The organism is Actinomadura nitritigenes, from assembly GCF_017573545.1.
Classification (GTDB): Bacteria; Actinomycetota; Actinomycetes; order Streptosporangiales; family Streptosporangiaceae; genus Spirillospora; species Spirillospora nitritigenes.
The window spans coordinates 89,267-112,315 of sequence record NZ_JAGEOK010000032.1 but is presented as its reverse complement, the minus strand read 5'-3'; the positions used below and the strand labels follow the sequence as shown (position 1 = coordinate 112,315).

Here is a 23,049-nt window from a genome sequence, read left to right as displayed (position 1 = left end):
GGGGAGGGGAATGGCGGCGATTACCCGGCGGGTAATGCCTCGGCCGCCGCGCGACCGCGTGACCTGATCGCCGTCAGTACAGCTGCGAGACGTCGCGGGCCGCGCCGGTGGACGCCGACGTCGCCATCGCGGCGTAGGCCCGCAGCGCGGCGCTGACCTTGCGGTCCCGGTCGCGCGGCCGGTAGCCGCCGAGGTCGGCGAGCAGCTTCTCGCGGCGGGTCTCCAGCTCGTCGGCCGGGACGTCCAGCTCCAGCGTCCGGTTCGGGATGTCGATCACCACCTGGTCGCCGTCCTCGACGAGGGCGATGACCCCGCCGCCAGCGGCCTCGGGGGAGGCGTGCCCGATGGACAGCCCGGACGTGCCGCCGGAGAACCGCCCGTCGGTGATCAGCGCGCACGCCTTGCCGAGCCCGCGGCCCTTCAGGAAGCTCGTCGGGTACAGCATCTCCTGCATGCCGGGGCCGCCCTTGGGGCCCTCGTAGCGGATCACGACGACGTCGCCGGCCTTGACCTTGCCGCCGAGGATGCCCTCGACGGCCTGGTCCTGCGACTCGAAGACGACGGCGGGGCCGGTGAAGGTCCACAGCTCCTCGTCCACGCCGGCGGTCTTCACGATCGCGCCGTCGGGGGCGATGTTGCCGCGCAGGACGGCGAGGCCGCCGTCGGCGGTGTAGGCGTGCTCGGCGGAGCGGATGCAGCCGTTCTCGCGGTCGAGGTCGAGCTCCTCCCAGCGGGCGCTCTGCGAGAACGCGGAGGTGCTGCGGACGCCGCCGGGCGCGGCGTGGAAAAGCTCGACGGCCTCGGGCAGGGCGTTCGGGGAGCGGACGTCCCACTTGTCGACGAACTCGCTCAGCGACGCCGAGTGGACCGAGTGCGTCGCGTCGTTCAGCAGCCCGGCGCGGTGCAGCTCGCCGAGCAGGGCCGGGATGCCGCCGGCGCGGTGGCAGTCCTCGACGTGGTACTTGCCGGTCGCCGGGGCGAGCTTGCAGATGCACGGCACGCGGCGGGACAGCTCGTCGATCTCGGTGAGGCCGAAGTCGACGCCGCCCTCGTAGGCGGCGGCCAGCAGGTGCAGGATCGTGTTGGTGGAGCCGCCCATGGCCACGTCGAGGGTCATGGCGTTCTCGAACGCCTCGCGGGTGGCGATGTTCAGCGGCAGGACGGACTCGTCGTCGCCGTCGTAGTAGCGGCGGGCGATCTCCACGACGGTGCGGCCGGCGTCCTCGTAGAGGCGGCGGCGGGCGGTGTGGGTGGCGAGGACGGTGCCGTTGCCGGGCAGCGCCAGCCCGATCGCCTCGGTGAGGCAGTTCATCGAGTTGGCGGTGAACATGCCGGAGCAGGACCCGCAGGTCGGGCAGGCGCTCTCCTCCATCTCCAGCAGCTTGTCGTCGGCCAGCGACGCGTCGGCGGAGGCGATGATCGGGTCGATCAGGTCTAGCTTGTTGCCGCCCATCACGCCCTCGACGGGCTTGCCGGCCTCCATCGGGCCGCCGGAGACGAACACGGTGGGGATGTTCAGCCGCATCGCGGCCAGCAGCATGCCCGGTGTGATCTTGTCGCAGTTGGAGACGCAGACGAGGGCGTCGGCGCAGTGCGCGTTGACCATGTACTCGACGGCGTCGGCGATCACCTCGCGGGACGGCAGCGAGTACAGCATGCCGTCGTGGCCCATCGCGATGCCGTCGTCGACCGCGATCGTGTTGAACTCGCGGGGCACGCCGCCGGCCTCGCGGACGGCGCCGGCGACGACCTTGCCGACCTCGTCGAGGTGGACGTGGCCGGGCACGAACTGGGTGAAGCTGTTGGCCACCGCGACGATCGGCTTGCCGAAGTCCTCGCGTTCGACGCCGCTGGCCCGCATGAGCGCGCGGGCGCCCGCCATGTTCCTGCCATGGGTGACCGTACGTGACCTGAGCGGGGGCATCCTGTGACCTCTCCAACCTGTGCCGTGGTGCCGTGTCGCCGGACGCGTCGCCGCGCCGGGGTCGGCGGGCGGGAGCGAGCGGTGCGCGGTGGGAAGCTCTCAGCGGCGGATCGCGACGCTGCCGCCGGCTCAGCGGAGGTCGCGCGCGGGCCGGCCTGTGTCATCCGATGCTACAAGGTCGGGGCCGGAGCTTGGAAAAGCCGGGCACGGCGAAGATCGGCTCAGGGAGCCGGATGCCGGAGGGGCGGCTCGGCGAGCCGGGCGGCCGGCGGGCTCGAAGGCCCGGCGGGAAGGAGCCGGGCCCGCGAGGGGCCCGGTGGGCTCGGCTTCGAGCGTTCGGGCGGCCCAGGGACGGGGCCGCCCCGGGTGCCGGAGTCCCGCGCCTTTGCGGGATCCGGTGTCGTGACGGGAACCGCCGCCGCGGGATCAGCCGTACTTGGGCGGCAGCGCCTTCTCCGCTGCCTGGAAGATCCGCTGGACGTCGGTGTCGGTGAGGATCTTGGGACGGCGGCGCAGGTACGAGCGGGCCCGGTTGCCCGCGTACACGTCCACGTCCCTGACCCGCATGACCTTCCACGGGATGGACGGCCCGTAGATGGCCACCGAGGGCTGCACGGGCACCTCGAACCCGACCTGCCCGCCGATGATCTTGCTGGCCTGGTCGGCCTCCCAGCGCGCCTCGTCCAGCCGGTCCTTCTTGTTGAAGGGGCCGTGGAAGAGCTTGCGGTGGGACAGGGTGCGCACGGGGAGGCGCTTGTCCCACTTCTCGGAGTCGATGGCGTAGACGCCGCTCGGCCCGATCACCAGGTGGTCGATCCGCCCGTCGCTGACGCCCTCGTCGTCGCGCGGGACGGCCCGGGCGTGCAGCACGAGGTAGCCGTTGCGCTGCAGCGACCTGAGTTGCTTCTCGGTGCGCCGTTCGGCGGCCGAGGACTTCTGCCAGGCCGGGATGCTGGAGTCCCGGCGGGACCGGCGGACGACGTCCACGACGACCACGAGGACCGCCGCGGTGATGCCGAGCCTGCCGCCGAAGACCAGGGTGCCGACGACGAGCACCGCCAGCGCGACGCCGATCCGCCACGCCCAGGTGCGGACCCCGGGGTCGGCGAGCATCGCGGTGGGCGTCCGGTCGCCGGGCGGGCGCTTCTCCGGCTCCTGCATGGGGGGTTGCTCCTGCGCCTCGTCCCGCTGCTCGGGGCCGTCCGCGGGCTGGCCCCGTGCCTGCTGTGTGTCGCCCCGCTCCGTGATCGCCATAAGTGACGCTCCGTATTCCTTTCCCATGGGGGGCATGATCCTCCGTGCGCAGAGTAATCATCATGCGTGTCGGCGACTAGTCATGCAGGGTTAATCTTTTGTCGCCGCACGTGAGTGATTGACTTCCGCGCAGGACGGGTATGTGAGTCTTCTACCACCTCTTCCCTGGCAGAGAGTCTCTGCTTTTTGATGCCCGCGCGCGAGCGGTCTAGCGTTCCGGTTCGTGACACATCTCCATGACCTCGGCGCTAGGGAGGCGGCTGACGCCGTCCGCTCGGGGCGGCTGTCTCCGGTCGAGCTGACCGACCACTACCTGGACCGCATCGAACGACTGAACCCGCAGGTGGGCGCGTACGTGACGGTCACCGCGGAGGCGGCGCGCGAGCAGGCCGCGCGGGCCGAGAAGGCGGTGCTGGACGCCGCGGACCCGAAGGACCTGCCGCCGCTGCACGGGGTGCCGGTACCGGTCAAGGACCTGAACATGGTGGACGGCGTGCGGATGACTTCTGGTTCATCCGTTTTTGCCGATTTGACCGGTTTTACGGATGACAGCGTCGTGCGGCTGCTGCGCGCGGCCGGAACGGTCATGCCGGGCAAGACCGCCGTGCCGGAATTCGGGCTGCCCTGCTACACCGAGGGCGACGTCGCGCCGCCCGCCCGCACCCCGTGGGACACGGCCAGGTCGGCGGGCGGTTCCAGCGGCGGCGCCGCCGCGGCCGTCGCGTCGGGGCTGGCCCCGGTCGCGCAGGGCAGCGACGGTGGCGGGTCCATCCGCATCCCGAGCAGCGTCTGCGGCCTGTTCGGGATCAAGCCGACCCGCGGCCGGATCTCCCAGGGGCCGATCGTCCCCGACCTGTTCGGCCTGTCCACCAACGGGCCGATCGCCCGGAGCGTCGAGGACGCCGCCCTGCTGCTGGACGTCATGGCCGGGCCGATGCCCGGCGACCTCTACGCGGCCCCGCCCGTCGAGGGCACGTTCCTGTCGTACGCCGGCCGGCCGCCGGGACGGCTCCGCATCGCCCGCAGTGCTCGGCCCGCCGTGCCCGGCGCCGAGGTGCATCCGGACTGCGTCGCCGCCTACGAGGAGGCGTCCGCGCTGCTGGAGGAGCTCGGGCACGAGGTCGTGGAGCTGCCGCCGGTGTTCGGGCCCGAGATGGTCCCGCACTTCGAGCTGCTCTGGGGCGTCATGGCCACGATGACGCCCGTCCCGGACGGGCGCGAGCACCTGCTCCAGCCGCTCACGCGGTGGCTCCGCGAGCGCGGGAACGCCACGACCGCGCCGCAGCTGTTCCGGGCGCACGCCGCCCTGCAGGCCGCGCTGCGCGCCGCGTTCCCGGTCATGGACGGGTTCGACGCGATCCTGCACCCGACGCTCGCGCAGCCGCCCGTCCCCGTCGGCCACTTCCACGACCAGGAGCCCGAGGAGAACTTCCGGCGGCAGACGCTGTTCACCCCGTTCTGCGCCGCCTACAACATCTCCGGGCAGCCCGCCGTCAACGTGCCGCTGCACTGGAACGCCGACGGGCTGCCCATCGGGATCATGCTCGCGGGGCGGCTCGGCGGCGAGGGGACGCTGATCTCGCTGTCCGCGCAGCTGGAGGAGGCGCGCCCCTGGGCGGGCCGCAAGCCGCCCATCTGGGACGCGTGAGCCCGTCCCGGCGCGCGCTTGCCCCGGCGCCGCCGGGGCATGGGTGCAGGCGTGGCTGACGACGAACTGAACAGGCTGGCCGGGCTGCACCGGGTCGCGACGCGGTACACCGACTGGCGGGGCCGGGCGGCGGACGTCCCGCCCGGCACCCTGGTCGCGGTCCTCGGCGCGCTCGGAGTGGACGCCTCGTCCCCGTCCGCCGTCCGCACCGAACTGGAGCGGCACCGGGAACGCGCGCGGACGCTGCCGCCGACCATCGTGGTCCGCCGCGACGCGGGCGGCGGGCGCACCGCCGACAGGATCCGCGCGCTGCTGCGCCGGACCATGCGGCCCGCCGGCGACCTGGACGTGCGGATCGAGCCCGGCGGGCCCGACGTCCTGGCGGAGCCGTCCGCCGAGCGCGCCCGCGGCGGGGCCGTGCCCCTGGACGGGAACGAGCTCGGCGGAGCCGAGGGCGACGTCCCGCTCGGATGGCACCGCCTCCGCGTCCGGCAGGGGGACCGGGAGGACGGCGCGGCGCTGCTCGTGGCGCCCGCGTCCCTGCCGCGCCCGCCGCGGATGTGGGGGCTGACCGTCCAGCTGTACTCGCTGCGCTCGCACGGGTCGTGGGGGCTCGGCGACCTGCGCGACCTCGCCGACCTCGCGGCCTGGGCGGGCCGCGACCTCGGCGCGGGCTTCGTCGTTGCGAACCCGCTGCACGCCGCGGAGCCGATGCCGCCCGTCAGCCCGTCGCCGTACTCGCCGATGAGCCGCCGCTTCCCCGCCCCCCTCTACCTGCGGATCGAGGACATGCCGGAGTACGCGGCCCTGCCTCCCGAAGGGAGGGAGCGGTTCGCGGCCACGGCGGCGCGGCTGCGCTCGCTCGACGGTCCGCTCGACAGGGACGCCGTGTGGACGGCGAAGCTGAAGGCGCTGGAGGCGATGTACCGGTCGTCGCCCGGTGTCCGCGACGACCCCGCCTTCGCCGCCTTCCGCGAGCGCCACGGCGCCGCGCTGCGGGACTTCACCACCTGGTGCGCGATCAGCGAGGAGCGGGGCACGACCGATTGGCGGCGATGGCCGTCCGCCCTGCGGGACGCGCACGGGCACGCCGTCATGGACGAGCCGCGCCACCACGCCCGTGCGGATTTCCACGCGTGGCTGCAATGGCGCCTCGACCAGCAGCTCGCCGGCGCCCAGAAGGCCGCCCGCGACGCGGGGATGCCCGCCGGGATCGTCCACGACCTGGCCGTCGGGGTGGCGCAGGGCAGCGCCGACGCCTGGATCTACCGGGACGAACTCGCGTCCGGGATGAGCGTCGGCGCGCCCCCGGACGAGTTCAACCAGCGCGGCCAGGACTGGGGCCAGCCGCCGTGGCGGCCGACGACGCTCGCCGCGGACGCCTACGTCCCGTACCGGGAGATGCTGGCGGCGGCGTTGCGGCACGGCGGCGGGCTCCGCCTCGACCACGCGATGCAGGTGTCCCGGCTGTGGTGGATTCCCGAGGGCGCCTCGCCCGCCGAGGGGACGTACGTCGGCTACGACCGCGACGCGATGCTCGGCTGCCTGGTGTGGGAGGCCCACCGGGCGGGCGCCCTCGTCGTCGGCGAGGACCTCGGCACCGTCGAGCCGGAGGTCCGCGACGACCTCGCCGACCGGGGCGTGCTCGGCACGTCGCTGCTCTGGTTCGAGCGCGGCGCGAAGGGGGGCCCGAAGCCCGCGGAGCAGTGGCGGGAGCTGTCGCTGGCCACGGTCGGCACCCATGACATGCCGCCGATCACCGGGTTCCTGCACGGCGACCACATCGCGCTGCGCGACCGCCTCGGCCTGCTCACCCGCCCCCTCGCCGAGGAGACCGCCGACCACCGCGAACAGCTCGCCGCCTGGCTCGGCGTGCTCCACGCCGGCGGCCTGCTGCCCGACCCGCCCGACGAGGTGCTGCGGGCGCTCGCGGACGGCTCGGACGCCTACGACCGGGAGGTCGTCGCCGCCCTCCACGCCTTCCTCGGCCGCACCCCCGCCCGCCTCATCGGCGTCTCGCTCGCCGACGCGGTCGGCGAGCGCCGCACCCAGAACCAGCCCGGCACCGTCGACGAGTACCCGAACTGGCGCGTCCCCCTCGCCGACGCGCGGGGGCGGCCCGTCGTCCTCGACGACCTCGTCGCGGACCCGCGGGTCCGCGCCGTGCTGGAGCGGATCAGCCGAGAGTCCTCGTGATCCGCCTGGTGACGTCGTACAGGAGCGTGTCCGGCACGATCGGCGCGGCCGCGATCGCCGAGAACAGCGCGGGCAGCCCCGGCAGCGGGTAGCCGTCGTCGTCCGAGCCGTCCAGGGCCGCCTTCCCCAGCGGCTGGTGGGACAGGGACCTGCGGGCCCGGGCCCAGGCCGTCTCGACCTCCTCGGGGGAGGGGACGCCGAAGCCGTGCCCGACCGGCGCGGCGTGCCGCAGCCTCACCAGCGCGCCGTCGGTGAACTCCGCCGCCAGCCGGCAGCGCTCGATGAGGTCGTCGCGGACCGGATCGTCCAGCCGCGTCATGACGGTGCACGGCGTGCGGCAGCGGGCCGCGCAGTCGCCCAGGGCGGCCGCGACCTGGCTGTGCTGCCGGTCCAGGTAGGCGCGCCAGCCGGGCGGCGGCTCCTTGGCGACGCGGAGCGTCCGCTCGCACGCCGACCGCTCCGGGCGGGTGTGGTCGCACTCGCGCGGCGAGCCCGGCACGATCGGGACGCCGAACCGGCTGCCGTCCCCGTTCACCGACGCGCCGATCAGCGCCGGGTCGCCGGCGTGCCCGAGGACCGGCTCCCACGCCAGCAGCGGCAGGTACTCGCTGGCGATGTGCACGGCGGCGACCAGCGCGGCCATGTCGCGCCGGTGCCAGCGGATCGCGATGACCTCCAGCAGCAGCGCGTAGGCGGGCCGCAGGCTCGCCAGCGCGCCGCGCGGCCGCTCCTTGGGCGCCTGCGGCATCCGGCTCGCGCGGGCCCGGTCGAGCAGGTCGCGCGGCACCTCCCCGGCGGCCTCGGGCATCCCGAAGTCCTCGGCGTCCAGGTCCAGGACGCGCTGCCCGAACGCGCACAGCGGCGCGACGGCCTTCGCCCGCCCGTCCGGGACGAGCGTCCCGCCGGCGATCAGCGCCTCCAGGTCCCCGAACGCGTACCGCCGTGCCAGCGCCGTCAGCACGTCCCGCGCCGTCTCCACGCCACCAACCCCTCTCCGCGGACCCCCGTGACCCTGCAACGATCGCATGGCCACGGGGGTTGCGACAGGGGCGGCGGCGTCAGCCCGCGGCGGCGTCCTTCGCCCGCGCGCGCAGCGCGCGCGCCACGCCGTCACGGCCCTCCGACAGCAGTCGGGCGAGCGCCGCGGGCGGCTTCTCGCCGGCCATGTAGGACTCGGTGCGGTCGATCGTGGACTGCTCGATGACCAGGAACGGGTAGGCGACCTCCGCGAACGTCTGGGACATGTCGCTCGTCCACTCCTTCCACACCCGGCCGACCTCGGCGAAGTACTTGTCCACGTACGGGACGAGCAGCTCGGCCTGGTCGGGCTCGACGAACCCGCCGAGCGTCGCCCGGTAGACGGCGTTCGGCAGCGTCCCGCCGATGACCCGGTCCCACGCGGCGGCCTTGGCCTCGGCGGTCGGGATCGCGGCCTTGCAGCCGGCGGCGTGCCGCTCGCCCGCCGCCGTCCGGTCCCGCTCGTGCTCGGCGTCGATCTCGCCCTCACCGGCCTTGCCGGTGACGACCAGCCGGCGCAGCAGCGCCCACCGCAGGTCGGTGTCGACCGTCAGCCCGTCGAGCGTCTGCGAGCCGTCCAGCAGGGCCCGGACGTAGGCCAGGTGCTCCTCGCTGACCGCCGACGCCGCGAACGCCTGCGTGTACGCCAGCTGCAGGTCCGAGCCGGGCGCGGCCTCCCGGGCCAGCTCGAAGAGCGTGTCGGCGAGCAGCGCCAGGCCCTCCTTGCGCCAGGACGGGTCGGCGTACTGCTGGACGGCCGTCCGCGCCTGCCGCAGCAGCGTCTGCGTGACCGAGATGTCGGTGACGCCGCGGATGCCCTTCGCGACGAGCCGGACGTAGTCGCGCGTCGCCATCTCCGCGTCGCGGGTCATGTCCCACGCCGCCGACCAGCACAGCGCCCGCGGCAGGCTCTCCTTGATGTCGCCGATGTGCTCCACCAGCGTCTTCAGCGAGTGCGCGTCGAGCCGGACCTTGGCGTAGGTGAGGTCGTCGTCGTTCACCAGCACCAGGTCGGGACGCTTCTGCCCGACGAGCTGCGGCACCTCCGTGCGGGCGCCGACCACGTCCAGCTCGACGCGCTCGCGCCGGACGAGCCCGTCGCCGGTGCGGTCGTACAGGCCGATCGCCAGGCGGTGCGAGCGCAGCGTCGGGTAGTCGGCCTTCGCCTCCTGGAGCACGGCGAACGAGGAGAAGTTCCCGTCGCCGTCGACCTCGTACTCGGGCCGCATCGTGTTGACGCCGGCGGTCTCCAGCCACTCCTTCGACCAGGACGCCAGGTCGCGGCCGGACGTCTCCTCCAGCGCGTCCAGCAGGTCGGTGAGGACGGTGTTGCCCCACGCGTGCCGGTCGAAGTACCGGCGCACGCCCTCGAGGAAGTTCTCGCGGCCGACATAGGCCACCAGCTGCTTCAGGACGGACGCGCCCTTGGCGTAGGTGATCCCGTCGAAGTTCACCTCGACGGCCCGGATGTCGGGGATGTCGGCGGAGATCGGGTGCGTGGACGGCAGCTGGTCCTGCCGGTACGCCCACGCCTTCTCCAGGTTCGCGAACGTCGTCCACGAGCCCGTCCACTTGGTGGCCTCGGACTGGCACAGCACGCTCATGTAGGTGGCGAACGACTCGTTCAGCCACAGGTCGTCCCACCAGCGCATGGTGACCAGGTCACCGAACCACATGTGCGCCATCTCGTGCAGGATCGTCTCCGCGCGCCGCTCGTAGGAGGCGTCGGTGACCCGGGACCGGAAGACGTAGTCCTCCAGGAACGTGACGGCGCCGGCGTTCTCCATCGCGCCCGCGTTGAACTCCGGCACGAACAGCTGGTCGTACTTGCCGAACGGGTACGGGCGGCCGAACACCTTCTCGAAGTAGGCGAAGCCCTGCCGCGTGACGTCGACGATGGCCTCGGCGTCGAGGTGCTCGGCGAGCGATGCCCGGCAGTACACGCCGAGCGGGATGACGGTGCCGTCGTCGCGGCGGTACTCGTCGCGGACGGCGTGGTACGGCCCGGCGATGAGCGCGGTGATGTAGGTGGAGATCTGCGGCGTGGGCAGGAAGCGCCACGTCCCGCCCTCGACGGTCTCAGGGGTCTCGTTCGTGACGACCTGCCAGTCCTGCGGCGCCTTCACCGCCAGCTCGAAGGTCGCCTTCAGGTCGGGCTGGTCGAAGCACGTGTACATCCGGTGCGCGTCGGCCGTCTCGAACTGCGTGTAGAGGTAGACGCTCCCGTCCACCGGGTCGACGAACCGGTGCAGGCCCTCGCCGGAGCGGGAGTAGGCGCAGTCCGCCACGACGCGGAGCTCGTTCTGCGCGGCCAGGGAGGGCAGCGGGAGGCGGCCCTTCTCCCCGTCGTAGGACGCGGGGTCCAGCGCCTCGCCGTTCAGCGTCGCCTCGCGGACGACGGCGCCGTGCAGGTCGACGAAGGACGACGCGCCCGGCTCGGCGCAGCCGAACCGGATGGCGGTGGTCGAGCCGAACCGCTCCTCGCCGGTGGTGAGGTCCAGCTCGACCGCGTACGACTCGACGGTGAGCAGCCGGGCCCGTTCCCGCGCCTCGTCGCGCGTGAGGTTGCCTGCCACATGTACTCCTTGGTCGGCTTATTTCTTTGCTGACCTCATGTCTACCAACCGGCCGGGTAGGAGGTCCGCACGCCACGGCCTTTCCGCGCCCGCGGACGGGAATCAGTGCGGTGGGGGCCGGGTTGTCGGTGGGGAGATCTCACCGATGACGCTCGAGCAGCCGTAGGAGGCGACGTTGCCGCAGGACGCTCCCACACCCGTGGACTTCTGGTTCGACCCGTTGTGCCCATGGGCGTGGATCACTTCGCGCTGGATCCTGGAAGTGGAGAAGCAGCGCCCGATCGAGGTGCGCTGGCACGTGATGAGCCTGGCCGTCCTCAACGAGGACAAGGACGTCCCGGAGGAGTACCGCAAGGGCCTCGCCGACGCCTGGAAGCCGGTGCGCGTCTGCATCGCCGCCGAGCAGAAGTACGGCAGCGAGGTGCTGGGCAGGCTCTACACGGAGCTGGGCACGCGCCGCCACCACGAGAAGCAGAAGTTCGACCGCGAGTACTTCGAGGCCGCGCTGACCGCCGCGGGCCTCGACCCGGCGCTCGCCGACGCCGCCGAGTCCACGGCGTACGACGAGGCGGTGCGCGCGTCCCACAAGGACGGCATCGACCGGGTCGGCCAGGAGGTCGGCACCCCGGTGATCGAGGTCGAGGGCAGCGCGTTCTTCGGCCCGGTCCTGTCGCCGATCCCGCGCGGTGAGGCGGCCGTGAAGCTGTGGGACGGCGTGGTCGCGGTGGCCTCCACCGACGGGTTCTTCGAGCTGAAGCGCACCCGGACCCGGGACCCGATCTTCGACTGAGCCGGTCTCCGCGCCGATCCGCGGACGGATCGGCGCGGCTTCGGCCGTTCCGGTTGCCTCGCCGGTGCCCCTCCGCCAGACTCGGTGCTTCCGAGAAAATGGCAACGGTTTTCATATCCGAAACGGGGGCATTCGTGAAGGTTGCGTTCGTCGGCAAGGGCGGCAGCGGCAAGACCACCCTCTCGTCGCTGTTCGTCCGGCACCTCGCGCTGCGCGGGCTGCCGGTGGTCGCCATCGACGCCGACATCAACCAGCACCTCGGCACGGCGCTCGGCATGGACGACGACCAGGCCGCGAAGATCCCGGCACTGGGCGCCCACCTCACCGAGATCAAGGACTGGCTGCGCGGCGACAACCCGCGCATCGGCTCCGCGTCCACCATGGTCAAGACCACCCCGGCGGGAACCGGGTCGCGGCTGCTGCGGCTGCGCGGCGACGACCCGGTGCACGCCCTGGGGCAGGAGGTGGGAGGCGTGACGCTGCTGGTCACCGGCCCGTTCGAGGACGAGGACCTGGGCGTCGCCTGCTACCACTCCAAGACCGGCGCGGTCGAGCTCTACCTCAACCACCTGCTGGACGGCCCCGGCGAGTACGTCGTCGTGGACATGACCGCGGGCGCCGACACGTTCGCGTCCGGGCTGTTCACCCGCTTCGACCTGATGTTCCTGGTCGCCGAGCCGACCCGGAAGGGCGTCGGCGTCTACCGCCAGTACGTCGAGTACGCCCGCGACTACGACGTCGCCATCCGCGTCGTCGGCAACAAGGTGCAGTCCGAGGACGACGTCGCCTACCTGCGCGAGCACGTCGGCGACGACCTGCTCGTCTGGCTCGGCCAGTCCGCCGCCGTCCGGGCGATGGAGCAGGGGCGGTCCGGCGCGGTGCTGGAGGACGGCAACGAGGCCGCCCTCGGCCGGATGCTCGCCGAGGTCGACGCGCGGCCCAAGGACTGGGACCGGTTCCAGCGACAGGCCGTGGAGTTCCACCTCAAGAACGCGCGCAGCTGGGCGAACCGCGCGACCGGCGAGGACCTCGCCGCGCAGGTCGATCCCGAGTTCCGGTTCCCGGTCGCCTACGCGGGGTGACGCCGGGCCTACCGGCGGCCCGTGAACCGCACTAATCTGCCCGCCATGACGACGCGGCGGATGTTCATGATGTCGGGCGGCTCGCTGGTGCCCCTTCTGGTGCTGGCCCTGCTCGTCGGCAACCAGTGGGTCATCGACGCGATCAACAAGAGCGACTTCAAGTACGACGAGGGCCTCGGCCCGCTGGTGGCCCGGCTGCTCTTCGTCGCCTGGCGCTTCACTCCGCCGCGCGGCCTGGACTGGCGCTTCGTCGTGTCGGACGACTTCACCACGCTGCTGCTGTTCGCCGTGGTGGCGGTCCTCGTGCTGGCCGGCGCCCGGACGATCGATCCCGAGCGCGGCCTGCTCGGCGCGCTGATCACCGGCTGGTGGGCCGCGGTCGTCGCGGGCGGCTTCGCCGGGGGCGTCTCCGGGCTGCTGCTGAACTGGTCGGTCAAGTACTCCAACGGTTCGGTGAGCCGCAACTTCTTCGAGTCGCTCCAGGCGGGGGCGGCCTCCGGCCTGCTGTACGGATGGCTCGCGGGGATCGGCGCGCTCGCGGGCTTCCTGCTGAGCCGGCCCCGGGGCCAGGCCGCCCCGCAGCAGTTCGGGCAGTACGCGCCGCAGCAGCCGTACGGCGTGCAGCAGCCGTACGCCCCACAGCAGGCCGGCCCGATGCAGCCGCCGTACGCTCCGCAGCCGTACGGGCAGCAGCCCTACGGCCAGCAGCCGGGCGTCCCGCCGCAGGGGATGCCGCCGGGCGTGCAGCAGGGGCTGCCGCAGGGTGCGCCGCAGGGGCTGCCGCAGGGTGCGCCGCAGCCGATGCCGATGTCGACGGGGAACGACCGGCCGGGCCTGCCGCCGCAGCACCCGGCCGCCGTCCCGTACGTCCCGCCTGCCCGCCCGTCGCAGTCGCCCGGATGGGACGGCGCGCCCGTCCAGCCGCAGCCCGGCGTCCCGGCCCAGGCTCCGGCTCCGGAGGCCGCCGCGGAGGCGCCCGTACCCGCGCCCGAGCCGGAAGCGGCGGCACAGGGCGGCGAGGAGCCGGCGGCGCACGAGCCCGAGGAGTCCGCGCCGCAGGACGCCGTCCCCGCGGGCGCCGCCACGGAGAACGCGGCCCGCGAGGAGAACGCGGCCCGCGAGGAGGATGCAGAGGACGACGAGGACGACGACCTCGCCGACCGGACGATGGTCGACCGCAAGCCCGACCTCCCCCGCGACCCCGGCCCGATGCCCCCGCCCCAGTGAGCGCGCACGCCGGCGGTTCCGCTCGCGGTGCCGCCCGCGGGGGCGGCACCGCCCTCCGCGTGTGAAAAGGGCCTCATGACCCCGGCGCGCGCCGGGTCCGCGGGCCTGCGAGAATCGGGCCCATGCGCGTGTTTCTGGGAACCGACCATGCCGGCTTCGAACTGAAGGAGCACCTGGTCTCCTGGCTGAAGGCCAACGGGCACGAGCCCGTCGACTGCGGCGCGTTCGCGTACGACGCCGTGGACGACTACCCGCCGTTCGTGCTGCGGGCGGCCCAGCGGACGGCGGCGGAGCCGGGCGCGCTCGGCATCGTGATCGGCGGCTCCGGCAACGGCGAGGCGATCGCGGCCAACAAGGTCAAGGGCGTGCGGGCCGCGCTGGTCTGGAACGAGGACACCGCGACCCTCGCCCGCGAGCACAACGACGCCAACGTGATCAGCCTGGGCGCGCGGCAGCACGACGCGGACACCGCGACGCGGTTCGTCGAGCTGTTCCTGACCACGCCCTACTCGGGTGAGGAGCGGCACACCCGCCGCATCACCATGCTCGGCGACTACGAGCGGACCGGCGAGCTGCCGCCGCTGCCGGACGAGGGCTGACCTCCCCGAACACGCCTACCTCCGGGAACACGCGGCTCCCGCCCCGCCGGGGCGGGGCCTAAAGCTCGTTCTCCGGGGCCTTCCGGGCGCCGCCGCGCTTGCCGAGGCGGCGCCGCTCGTTCTTCGCGGCCCGGGACCGCTTGGCCGGCTCGGCGCGCGGGGACTCGCCGCGGTCGCCGGGGTCGGCGCCCGGCGGGGACGCCTCGGCGCCGTCGGGCCATGGGCGCGAGACGTCCCGCGCCCGCATCGCCGCGGTCACCGTGATGCGCATTCCCGGCTGCCCCATATGCCGCCTCCCTCGCTTTTCCGAACTCCGGCTCGAACGTGGTCTTACCCACAGAGAACGGAGCTGGACCGTTGCAACACGTCACCGGTCGCCCGGATGCCCGCCCGCCGTCGCGAATGCTCGATACAGTGCCCGAGTCATGCTTCAACGACTGGTGCAGATGCTTCCGCCGCGGATCCGCGCCTTCCTGCGCAGGATTCCGCCGCTGGTCGCCCTGTACCGGGCGATGCGGCAGGGGAAGCTGACGAGGGAGCGGTACGTCTTCGCGGTGCTGGCCGTGGCGGCGATCGCGATCGGGATCGCGACGGGGCACGACGCCCGGGGGCTGGCGCCGTCGGGCGCGCTGGTGCTCATCGTGCTGGGCGGCGGCCTGCTGCTGAAGGTCCGCAGCCTCCTCGCGCTGCTGGCCGTCGTCATCGCGATGGTGTGCTACGACGCGTGGCGGGGCGTCGAGTCGATCGGCCCGGGCATCGTCGCGACGCTGTCGATCACCGCGGTGCTCGCGCTGACCCTCGCCCGCACCCGCCAGCAGCTGGGCGTGCAGGGGCTGCGCGGCGACTCGATGCTGCTGGAGCTGCGCGACCGGCTGCGCCGCCAGGGCGAGATGCCCGAGCTGCCGGACGGCTGGGCGGCGGAGGTCGTCATGCTGCAGGCGGGCGGCTCGTCCTTCGGCGGCGACTTCGTGGTCTCCTCGCTGGAGGGCGACACGCTGGAGGTCGCGCTGGTCGACGTGTCGGGGAAGGGCACGGACGCCGGCACCCGGGCGCTGATGCTGTCGGGCGCTTTCGGGGGATTGCTTGGATCGCTCCAACCCGACCGGTTCCTTCCCGCCTGCAACGTCTACCTCCAGAAGCAGCGCTGGGACGAGGGGTTCGTCACGGCGGTGCACGTCGTCGTCGACCTGAAGACCGGGGAGTACACGGTCGGCTCGGCCGGGCACCCGCCCGCCGTCCAGTTCGACGCGGGCAGCGGCGCGTGGCAGGTCAGCCCGGCCAAGGGCGTCGTCCTCGGCATCGTGCCCGAACTGCACTGCGTCCCCGACCACGGGACGCTCCGCCCCGGCGACGCCCTGATGCTCTACACCGACGGCCTGGTCGAGTCGCCCGGCAGCGACCTGGACGCCGGGATCGACCGGCTGCTGGGCGAGGCCGAACGGCTCGTCCCGCAGGGCTTCGGAACGGGCGCCCGGGAGCTGGTCGAGAGGATGGCGGCCGCCCGCGACGACGACTGCGCCCTCGTCCTCATCTGGCGCACGTAGGCCCAACGAGCGCGGGAGAGCACAGGGCCGGCACCGGGCGGGTCCGCAGCGGGCGGGTCAGTGCTGCTTGCCCTTCCCCTTGCCCTTCGCGTGCTTGGCCTTGTGCTTCGTGACCGGTTTCGGTGCCTGCTTCGGCGTGTGCGCCCGCACCGTCGCCCGCCTGGTCGGCCGCGGCGCGGTCGTCCGCGCCTTCTTCGTCGCGTGCGCGGACGCCGTCGGCCTCACCGGCGTCGAGGCGTGCCCGTGCGGATCGCCCTTGGCCTGCGTCAGCCCGAGGATGACCGCGCCGACCAGGACGGTCCCCGCGGCGGCCCCGGCCGCGGCGAGCAGCCGGGTGCGGTTGATGGACAGCGTGCCCGCGATGCCCATCGGGTTGAACGCCCGCGTGTCGGTGGACGCGGCGTCCTCCGCCCTGGACCGGTGCGACGCCTTTCCCTGCGGACCGTCGGGCGGCGTCGTCCTGGACCGCGTTCCCCTGTACCGCGTGCCGCCCGGCGGCGACGAGGACACCGCCGCGGGCGCCCCGTTCGGCGGGGCCGCCGGCCAGTCGCCCGCCTGCGGCTGCTCCACCAGCCTCAGCAGCAGGTCCGAGGCGCTCGGCCGGTCCGCCGGGTCAGGCGACAGCGCGGACCGGACGGCCGGCAGCAGCGGCTCCGGCAGCCCGGACAGGTCCGGCGCGGCGTCGGTGACCCGCAGCGCCGCCGGGTCGCCGCCGAACGGCATCCGGCCCGTGCCGGCGTGGGCGATCAGGCAGCCCCACGCGAAGATGTCGGCGGCCGGGGTCGCCGGGCCGCCGCGCAGCACCTCCGGCGCCATCCAGCCGGGCGTGCCGAGCACCTTGCCGGTCGCCGCGGTCACGCCGCCGGAGTCCTGGCTGCGCGCGATCCCGAAGTCGATGACGCGGCATCCCGACAGCGTCAGCATCACGTTGGCGGGCTTGAGGTCGCGGTGCACCAGCCCCGCCGCGTGGATCGCCGCCAGCGCCGAGGCGACGCCGACCGCGACGCCGTGCAGGTCGGCGGGCGGCAGCGGCCCGCCCGAGCTGAGCCGCTGGTGCAGCGAGATGCCCCCGACGTAGTCGGTGACGAGGTAGGGCCGGCCGTCGTCCTCGCCGTGCGCGAGGACCCGTGCGGTGCAGAAGGAGGCGACCCGGCTCGCCAGGTCCGCCTCGTCCTTGAACCGCCGCCGGTACGACTCGTCCCCGGCGAGGTGCGGATGGATGGTCTTCACCGCGACGCGCCCGCCGGACACCGGGTCGGTACCGAGATACACGGTGCCCATGCCGCCCGAGCCGAGCCGGCCCAGCAGCGTGAGCCCGCCGACCGTGCGCGGGTCCGCCGGCTCGAGCGGCCGAATGTCTCCGTCCATGGCGGTGATCCCGACTCCCTTGCGTCTCCTGCGTCCACCCATCCCCATTCATCGGCAGATTATGGCGCGTTCCCCCAGGAAGAACTGGAAACGTGATCGTCACGTCGATGTAGCGTCCAGTCCACAGGGGACGGGCAGAGTGGGACTCGTTCGACAGCGAGTCCGATCCCGTCGGAAATCCTCCTCGGCGCGCGGGCGGAGGGCGCGCTGGCGGCATCGAAGGCGATGCCCGCGCGGGCGGCACCCCAGGGGTGGGAGGCGCCGTCCGTGCGGGCATCGGCCACCCGCGCGGCGCAAGGTTTCACTGGGCAATGGTCCGGTAACAACCAGTTCTGCGCACTCCTCCCGGGCGCTGGGACGCGGCGCTGCGCCGGCGTCCGCGTGACGGGAGGGGGAGAGCGCCGGGGTGCGGGTTCTCGGGAAGAGGCTGTCGCCCTCCTGCTGGTCGGTCCGTGCCCGGATCACCGCCGCCGCGACCCTGATGGTCGGCCTCGTCCTCGCGACCGGCGTCCTCGTGTTCTACTCACTGGTCCAGCGCACCGTGTACGGGGGGCTGCACCAGCGCGGCGCCCTCGTCGTCGACGACCTGGCGACGCTCGTCCGCGACACCGACCCGCACGGGCTGCTGCGCGTCGAGGACCCCGACTTCTCGCTGCTGCAGGTCCTCGACCAGCGCGGCCAGGTCATCGCCTACAGCGACGCGCTGCGCGGGCGGCGCGCGCTGAAGGCGCCGCCTCCGGCCTCCCTGGATCGCGCAGAGGACCACATCGTCCCCGCGCCGCACATCAACGCGGACGTGTACCTGGTCGAGGAGCGCATCCGGACGTCGTTCGGGTTCCGGACGCTCTACGTCGCGGCGCCGCTCACCGAACTGACCCGCAGCAAGGGCTCCTTCATCGGTCTGCTCGCGGGCGCCGCCGTCACCGGGACCGCGCTGGTGGCGTGGATCGTGGCGGGCGCGGTGCGGCGGGCGCTGCGGCCGGTGCGGAAGATGAGCGGCGAGCTGGCGGACATCACCGGCGGCGAGCCCGGCCGGGTCACCGTCCCGGAGACGGCCGACGAGGTGTCGGAGCTGGCGCAGTCGGTGAACCTGACGCTGCACCGGCTGGAGGGCACGATGGAGCGGCAGCGCGGGTTCGTCGGCGACGTCTCGCACGAGCTCCGCAGCCCGCTGACCGGGCTCCGGGCGCAGCTGGAGCTGGCGCTGCAGCACCCGGAGGACGAGGACTGGCCGACGGTGGCGCGGGCGGCGCTGGCGGACGCCGACCGGCTGCAGGGCATCGTCACCGACCTGCTGATCCTGGCGAGGCTGGGCGCGGGCGTGGCCGTCGAGCGGGAGCGGGTCGACTTCGGGGCGCTGGTGCGGACGGAGGCCGCGCGGCGGGACCGGCGCGTCCCGGTGGAGATCGACGCGGCGGAGGGGATCGCGGTCCGGGCGGCGCCGGAGCAGCTGGCCCGCCTGCTGACGAACCTGCTGGACAACGCCGAGCGGCACACCAGGTCGCGGATCTGGGTGACCGCGGCGCGGGACGGTCCGGACGCGGTGCTGGAAGTGCGCGACGACGGGTCGGGCATCCCGCCCGAGGACCGGGAGCGGATCTTCTGGCGGTTCCAACGGCTGGCCGAGGGACGGCGCCGCGACAAGGGCGGCACCGGCCTCGGCCTGACCATTTCCCGCGACATCGCCCGCGCGCACGGCGGGACGCTGGTGGCCGCCGACGGCGACGGCGGCGCGCGGTTCGTCCTGCGCATCCCCGCCGAGGACGACTAGCGGCGGCCACGCGCTCTCACGCGAGGGCTGGGCGGCGGCGGGCGTGCCCGGTGGCCTGCTCGAACGCGTGCCCGATCCGCAGGACGGCGAGGTCGGCGCGGTGCGGGCCGACGATCTGGAGCCCGACGGGCAGGCCGCCCGAGGTGAACCCCGCGGGCACCGACAGCGCCGGCGAACCGGTCGCCGACACCAGGAAGCACGACCGCATCCACTCCAGGTAGTCGGGCATGGCGTGCCCGGCGACCTCGTCCGGATACTCCAGGTCCGCGGCGAACGGCGGCACCTGGCTGACCGGCGCCAGCAGCGCGTCGTAGCGGCCGAAGAACTCCCGGACGCGGTGGAACAGCGCGGTGTGCAGCACCTCGGCGCGCCCGACGTCGGCGGCGGTCAGGGCGCGGCCCTCCTCGATGTTGCGGGCGAGGGACGCCTTGAAGTCGGCGCGGCGCTCGTCCAGCAGCGGGCCGAGGACGACGTCCCAGTGCCAGGCGCGCAGCGTACGGAACACCTCGTCGGCGCCGGTCAGGTCGGGGCACGCCTCCTCGACGACGCAGCCGAGGTCGGCGAACACCTTCACGGCCGGTTCGAGGACGGCGGTGACGGCGGGGTCGACCGGGACCGCGCCGCCGAGGTCGGGCGACCACGCCAGCCGCACGCCGGACATGTCCCGGTCGAGGGGGACGCCGAACGCGGAGCCGGGGGTCTCCAGGGCGATGGGACTGCGCGGATCGGGGCCGGCGAGCACCGACAGCAGGAGCGCCGCGTCCGCGACCGACCGCGCCATCGGTCCCTGCACGCCCATGGTCGACCAGCCCGCCGGGACCGGCCACGACGGCACCCGGCCGGGCGACGGCCGGAACCCGACCACGTTGCAGAACGACGCCGGATTGCGCAGCGAGCCGCCCATGTCGCTGCCGTCGGCGAGCGGGTGCATCCCGCACGCCAGCGCGGCCGCCGCGCCGCCGCTGCTGCCGCCCGCCGACCGCGACGGGGCGTAGGGGTTGCGGGTCAGCCCGAACAGCGGGTTGAAGGTGTGCGACCCGGCGGCGAACTCCGGCACGTTCGTCTTGCCGAGCGTGATGACGCCCGCCGCGCGCATCCGCTCGACGACGAGCTCGTCGGCGTCCGGGACGTGGTCGGCGAAGATCGGCGAGCCGGACGTGGTGCGGATCCCGGCGGTGGCGTGGGTGTCCTTGTGCGCGACGGGCAGCCCGTGCAGCGGCCCCGGCTCCGCGCCGGACGCGAGCCGCTCGTCGGCGGCGCGGGCCTGGTCCATCGCCCGCTCGGGGACGAGCGTGACGACCGCGTTGACGTGCGGGTTCGTCCGTTCGATCTGGTCGAGGTGAGCCTGCACGACCTCCCGCGCGGACAGGTCGCGGCCGCGGACGCGGCGGGCGAGGTCGCGGGCGGAGGAGAAGCAGATCTCGTCGCGTTCCGGAGGCAACGGCGTTTCCCTTCCCTGAACTGTGGGCGATCCCAGTCTCCACCCCGGGTGACCGTCCGGCCGCGTACGCGGTCATCATTCTGGGAAGGCGGTCATCATCCTGGAAGGCCGGGGGAGGTGCGGTGACGGAACGGGTCGGCGCTCGGGAACTGCTGCGGCGCGTGCTGGACGGCGGCGGCTGGACGTCATGGGACGACCCGCCCGCCGGGCAGCCCGCCCCCGGCACCCCGTACGGCGACGACCTCGCCGCCGCCCGCGACCGCGCCGGCACCGACGAGGCGGTCGTGACCGGGGAGGGGCTGCTGCGCGGCCGGCGGGTCGCGTTCGTCGTGTCGGAGTTCCGGTTCCTGGCCGGGTCGATCGGGGCGGCCACCGCGGACCGGATCGTCGCGGCCGTCGAGCGCGCCACCGCCGAGCGCCTGCCGCTGCTCGCCGCGCCGTCCTCGGGCGGGACGCGGATGCAGGAGGGGACCGCCGCGTTCGTCCAGATGGCCCGCATCACCGCCGCCGTCATGGCGCACCGCGCCGCCGGGCTGCCCTACCTGGTGTACCTGCGGCATCCCACGACGGGCGGGGTGTTCGCGTCGTGGGGGTCGCTCGGGCACGTGACGGCCGCCGAGCCCGGCGCGCTCATCGGGTTCCTCGGGCCGCGCGTCTATGAGGGCCTGTACGGGGAACCGTTCCCGCCCGGCGTCCAGGTCGCCGAGAACCTGGCGGCCAAGGGGCTCGTGGACGCCGTCGTGGGCCTGGACGACCTCGCCGACGTGGCGTCGCGCGCCCTGTCCGTGCTGTGCGCGGCGCCCGCCCGGCGCGGGCATTCGCCTCAGAACGGCGGGGAGGCGCCGGGCGGCGCGGCCGCCGGCGACGATGCCTGGGAGTCGATCGAACGGTCCCGCCGCCCGGACCGTCCCGGCGTGCGGGAACTGCTCCGGTACGGCGCCGCGGACGTCACGCCGCTGTCGGGCACCGGGCAGGGCGAGGCCGGGCGGGGGCTGACGCTCGCGCTGGCCCGGTTCGGCGGTGCGCCGTGCGTGCTCGTCGGGCAGGACCGGCACGGCCAGCGCGCCGGGCACCCGCTCGGCCCGGACGGCCTGCGCGCGGCGCGGCGCGGCATGGGGCTGGCCGCCGAACTCGGGCTCCCGCTGGTCACCGTCGTGGACACGCCGGGCGCGGCGCTGTCCGCGGAGGCGGAGGAGGGCGGGCTCGCGGGGGAGATCGCCCGCTGCCTCGCCGACCTGATCACGCTCGCGGCGCCGACGCTGTGCCTGCTGATGGGCGAGGGGACGGGCGGCGCCGCGCTGGCGCTGCTGCCCACCGACCGGGTGCTCGCGGCCCGGCACGGCTGGCTCGCGCCGCTACCGCCCGAGGGCGCCTCCGTGATCGTGCACCGGACGCCGTCGCGGGCCGCCGAGATGGCCGCGTCGCAGGGCGTCCGCTCCGCCGACCTGCTGCGGGACGGCCTGGTGGACGCCGTCGTCGACGAGCGTCCCGACGCCGCCGACGAGCCGGAGGAGTTCTGCCGGCGCGCCGCCGCCGCGATCGGGCGGGAGCTGACCGGCCTCGCCCCGGGCACCGCCGCGGCGCGTCAGGCCCGCTACCGGCCGTCCCGCTGACCCCACGACCACGTCTCGCCCGCCGACCCGGTCACCGCGCGCGGTCACGACGTCGGGAGATCGGCTGTGTCGTGTCCGCCGAACGGCACCTGACGCCGGACGTGCGCCCGGAGTCCCCCCTCGACTGGGATTTCATCGTCCCGACGGGCACGCCGTGGTCGATGACCGATCCCGGCGTCTGAGGCGCCCCGCTGCCGGGCGTCTGCTTCGGCGGCCAGGCCATCGCCGCCGCGATCGGCGGCCGCGTCGAGCGTGCACCCCGTCCCGAGATCGGCTGGGCGGACCACGACCACCCTGCGGCCGCCGCCGGGGATCAGCCGCTGCGGGGGCCCGGGCGCGGGAACCTCCGCTCGGAAGGGCGGTGCCGGGTGCCTCGCCGGCGGCGCGGGACGGTCGAGGCGAGGACCGCCGCGAGCGCGGCCAGGGCGGCGAGCGCCGCGAACGTCCACGCGGCGAGCCTGTGGGCCTTGCAGTTCCGTGTGGAGACCAGGTCCCGGACGGCCGGGCGGCCGGGCTCGGTGTTGTCCGGCATGTGATCGCTTTCCTGTTCTGAGGGATCCCCCTGACGCCCTCTTGGCCACAGCATGTCATGGCACGACTACGCGTTGCATCGGGGTGAACTCTTACAACGCTGCGGAGTGCGGGAGGTCACACGGCTGGTCAAGGGCGCATGGACGCACGCACGGCCACCTCTAGGGACCCGGCGGACGCGACGTGGCGTCCCCGGAACTCGCCGTCGATGTGGCGGCCGGCGCCCTCGCTCGGTCGGGCCACTTCCGGTACGGGACGTCGGTCGCCCTCCTGCAATCACGGGTGCCCTTCTGGGGCATGGCTGCCTGCTGGAAACACGGCCGCCTCCGGCGCCCCCAACCATGCGACCTGGACTCCGGCGCCGGCGTCTACGCGCTCATCACCTCGCGGAACACGCCGCTGATGCGGCGACGTGGAAGATCACGCCCGCGCTCGGCGCCGAAGACGCGTCGTGCTGAAGCCCGCCGA

17 protein-coding genes are annotated in these 23,049 nt (G+C 74.1%); 9 read left to right on the top strand and 8 right to left on the bottom strand.

Features of this window, described 5'->3' with window-relative positions; all coding sequences use genetic code 11:
* Positions 1 to 73 precede the first annotated feature (73 nt).
* Positions 74 to 1,924: a dihydroxy-acid dehydratase gene (gene ilvD / locus J4557_RS38170; RefSeq protein ID WP_208271673.1), complete on the bottom strand. Its 1,851-nt coding sequence runs from the start codon at positions 1,922 to 1,924 to the stop codon at positions 74 to 76.
* Positions 1,925 to 2,350: 426 nt separating this feature from the next.
* Positions 2,351 to 3,178 (bottom strand): nuclease-related domain-containing protein, encoded by an 828-nt coding sequence (locus tag J4557_RS38165; RefSeq protein ID WP_208271672.1) that lies wholly within the window; start codon positions 3,176 to 3,178, stop codon positions 2,351 to 2,353.
* 223 nt (positions 3,179 to 3,401) lie between these two features.
* Here J4557_RS38165 and J4557_RS38160 point away from each other — a divergent pair, with 223 nt between their 5' ends.
* Together J4557_RS38160 and malQ are read left to right on the top strand one after the other, a co-directional pair.
* Entirely contained in the window at positions 3,402 to 4,826 is a 1,425-nt protein-coding gene (locus J4557_RS38160) for an amidase (RefSeq protein WP_208271671.1), read from the top strand.
* Positions 4,827 to 4,877: 51 nt separating this feature from the next.
* Positions 4,878 to 7,022, top strand: coding sequence for a 4-alpha-glucanotransferase (gene malQ / locus J4557_RS38155; RefSeq protein ID WP_208271670.1), 2,145 nt, complete (start codon positions 4,878 to 4,880; stop codon positions 7,020 to 7,022).
* Here malQ and J4557_RS38150 read toward each other — a convergent pair.
* Both J4557_RS38150 and pepN read right to left on the bottom strand, forming a co-directional pair.
* Complete coding sequence (locus J4557_RS38150) at positions 7,003 to 8,001, bottom strand: hypothetical protein (RefSeq protein WP_208271669.1); 999 nt, start codon at positions 7,999 to 8,001, stop codon at positions 7,003 to 7,005. The two genes, malQ and J4557_RS38150, sit on opposite strands and share 20 nt — an antisense overlap.
* Before the next feature lie 79 nt (positions 8,002 to 8,080).
* Positions 8,081 to 10,615 carry an aminopeptidase N gene (gene pepN, locus J4557_RS38145; RefSeq protein WP_208271668.1) on the bottom strand — a complete coding sequence of 845 codons (2,535 nt, stop codon included), beginning with the start codon at positions 10,613 to 10,615 and terminating at the stop codon, positions 8,081 to 8,083.
* A gap of 175 nt (positions 10,616 to 10,790) precedes the next feature.
* On the opposite strand from pepN, the gene J4557_RS38140 reads away from it, so the two are divergent.
* The 4 genes from J4557_RS38140 (at position 10,791) to J4557_RS38125 (ending at position 14,313) form a co-directional block, all read left to right on the top strand.
* Positions 10,791 to 11,405: a mycothiol-dependent nitroreductase Rv2466c family protein gene (locus J4557_RS38140; RefSeq protein ID WP_208271667.1), complete on the top strand. Its 615-nt coding sequence runs from the start codon at positions 10,791 to 10,793 to the stop codon at positions 11,403 to 11,405.
* A gap of 134 nt (positions 11,406 to 11,539) precedes the next feature.
* A complete protein-coding gene (locus tag J4557_RS38135; protein ID WP_208271666.1) occupies positions 11,540 to 12,487 on the top strand; it encodes an ATP-binding protein in 948 nt (315 codons plus the stop codon).
* 45 nt (positions 12,488 to 12,532) lie between these two features.
* On the top strand, positions 12,533 to 13,714 hold the full coding sequence (locus J4557_RS38130; RefSeq protein WP_208271665.1) for an MFS transporter: 1,182 nt from the start codon (positions 12,533 to 12,535) through the stop codon (positions 13,712 to 13,714).
* A 122-nt stretch (positions 13,715 to 13,836) separates the two neighbouring features.
* Positions 13,837 to 14,313: a ribose-5-phosphate isomerase gene (locus J4557_RS38125; RefSeq protein ID WP_208271664.1), complete on the top strand. Its 477-nt coding sequence runs from the start codon at positions 13,837 to 13,839 to the stop codon at positions 14,311 to 14,313.
* 58 nt (positions 14,314 to 14,371) lie between these two features.
* Here J4557_RS38125 and J4557_RS38120 read toward each other — a convergent pair whose 3' ends face one another.
* A complete protein-coding gene (locus J4557_RS38120) occupies positions 14,372 to 14,599 on the bottom strand; it encodes a hypothetical protein (protein ID WP_208271663.1) in 228 nt (75 codons plus the stop codon).
* A gap of 139 nt (positions 14,600 to 14,738) precedes the next feature.
* Here J4557_RS38120 and J4557_RS38115 point away from each other — a divergent pair, with 139 nt between their 5' ends.
* On the top strand, positions 14,739 to 15,857 hold the full coding sequence (locus tag J4557_RS38115; RefSeq protein ID WP_208271662.1) for a PP2C family protein-serine/threonine phosphatase: 1,119 nt from the start codon (positions 14,739 to 14,741) through the stop codon (positions 15,855 to 15,857).
* A 57-nt stretch (positions 15,858 to 15,914) separates the two neighbouring features.
* Here J4557_RS38115 and J4557_RS38110 read toward each other — a convergent pair whose 3' ends face one another.
* Positions 15,915 to 17,225: a serine/threonine-protein kinase gene (locus tag J4557_RS38110; protein WP_208271661.1), complete on the bottom strand. Its 1,311-nt coding sequence runs from the start codon at positions 17,223 to 17,225 to the stop codon at positions 15,915 to 15,917.
* A gap of 406 nt (positions 17,226 to 17,631) precedes the next feature.
* On the opposite strand from J4557_RS38110, the gene J4557_RS51235 reads away from it, so the two are divergent.
* Positions 17,632 to 18,996 (top strand): sensor histidine kinase, encoded by a 1,365-nt coding sequence (locus tag J4557_RS51235; RefSeq protein WP_208271660.1) that lies wholly within the window; start codon positions 17,632 to 17,634, stop codon positions 18,994 to 18,996.
* A gap of 16 nt (positions 18,997 to 19,012) precedes the next feature.
* Here J4557_RS51235 and J4557_RS38100 read toward each other — a convergent pair whose 3' ends face one another.
* Positions 19,013 to 20,437, bottom strand: coding sequence for an amidase (locus tag J4557_RS38100; RefSeq protein ID WP_243776995.1), 1,425 nt, complete (start codon positions 20,435 to 20,437; stop codon positions 19,013 to 19,015).
* Positions 20,438 to 20,559: 122 nt separating this feature from the next.
* Between J4557_RS38100 and J4557_RS38095 the strand changes: the two genes are divergently transcribed.
* On the top strand, positions 20,560 to 22,050 hold the full coding sequence (locus J4557_RS38095; protein ID WP_208271659.1) for a carboxyl transferase domain-containing protein: 1,491 nt from the start codon (positions 20,560 to 20,562) through the stop codon (positions 22,048 to 22,050).
* 313 nt (positions 22,051 to 22,363) lie between these two features.
* Here the strand turns inward: J4557_RS38095 and J4557_RS38090 are convergent, their stop codons facing one another.
* A complete protein-coding gene (locus J4557_RS38090) occupies positions 22,364 to 22,582 on the bottom strand; it encodes a hypothetical protein (RefSeq protein WP_208271658.1) in 219 nt (72 codons plus the stop codon).
* Positions 22,583 to 23,049: the final 467 nt, after the last annotated feature.

Excerpts from the sequence above, each read along its gene's own strand:
- J4557_RS38130 (WP_208271665.1), top strand. The coding sequence starts at position 12,533 with ATGACGACGCGGCGGATGTTCATGATGTCGGGCGGCTCGCTGGTGCCC.
- J4557_RS38090 (WP_208271658.1), bottom strand. The coding sequence starts at position 22,582 with ATGCCGGACAACACCGAGCCCGGCCGCCCGGCCGTCCGGGACCTGGTC.
- ilvD (WP_208271673.1), bottom strand. The coding sequence starts at position 1,924 with ATGCCCCCGCTCAGGTCACGTACGGTCACCCATGGCAGGAACATGGCG.
- J4557_RS38125 (WP_208271664.1), top strand. The coding sequence starts at position 13,837 with ATGCGCGTGTTTCTGGGAACCGACCATGCCGGCTTCGAACTGAAGGAG.
- J4557_RS38115 (WP_208271662.1), top strand. The coding sequence starts at position 14,739 with ATGCTTCAACGACTGGTGCAGATGCTTCCGCCGCGGATCCGCGCCTTC.
- J4557_RS38110 (WP_208271661.1), bottom strand. The coding sequence starts at position 17,225 with ATGGACGGAGACATTCGGCCGCTCGAGCCGGCGGACCCGCGCACGGTC.
- J4557_RS38120 (WP_208271663.1), bottom strand. The coding sequence starts at position 14,599 with ATGGGGCAGCCGGGAATGCGCATCACGGTGACCGCGGCGATGCGGGCG.
- J4557_RS38165 (WP_208271672.1), bottom strand. The coding sequence starts at position 3,178 with ATGGCGATCACGGAGCGGGGCGACACACAGCAGGCACGGGGCCAGCCC.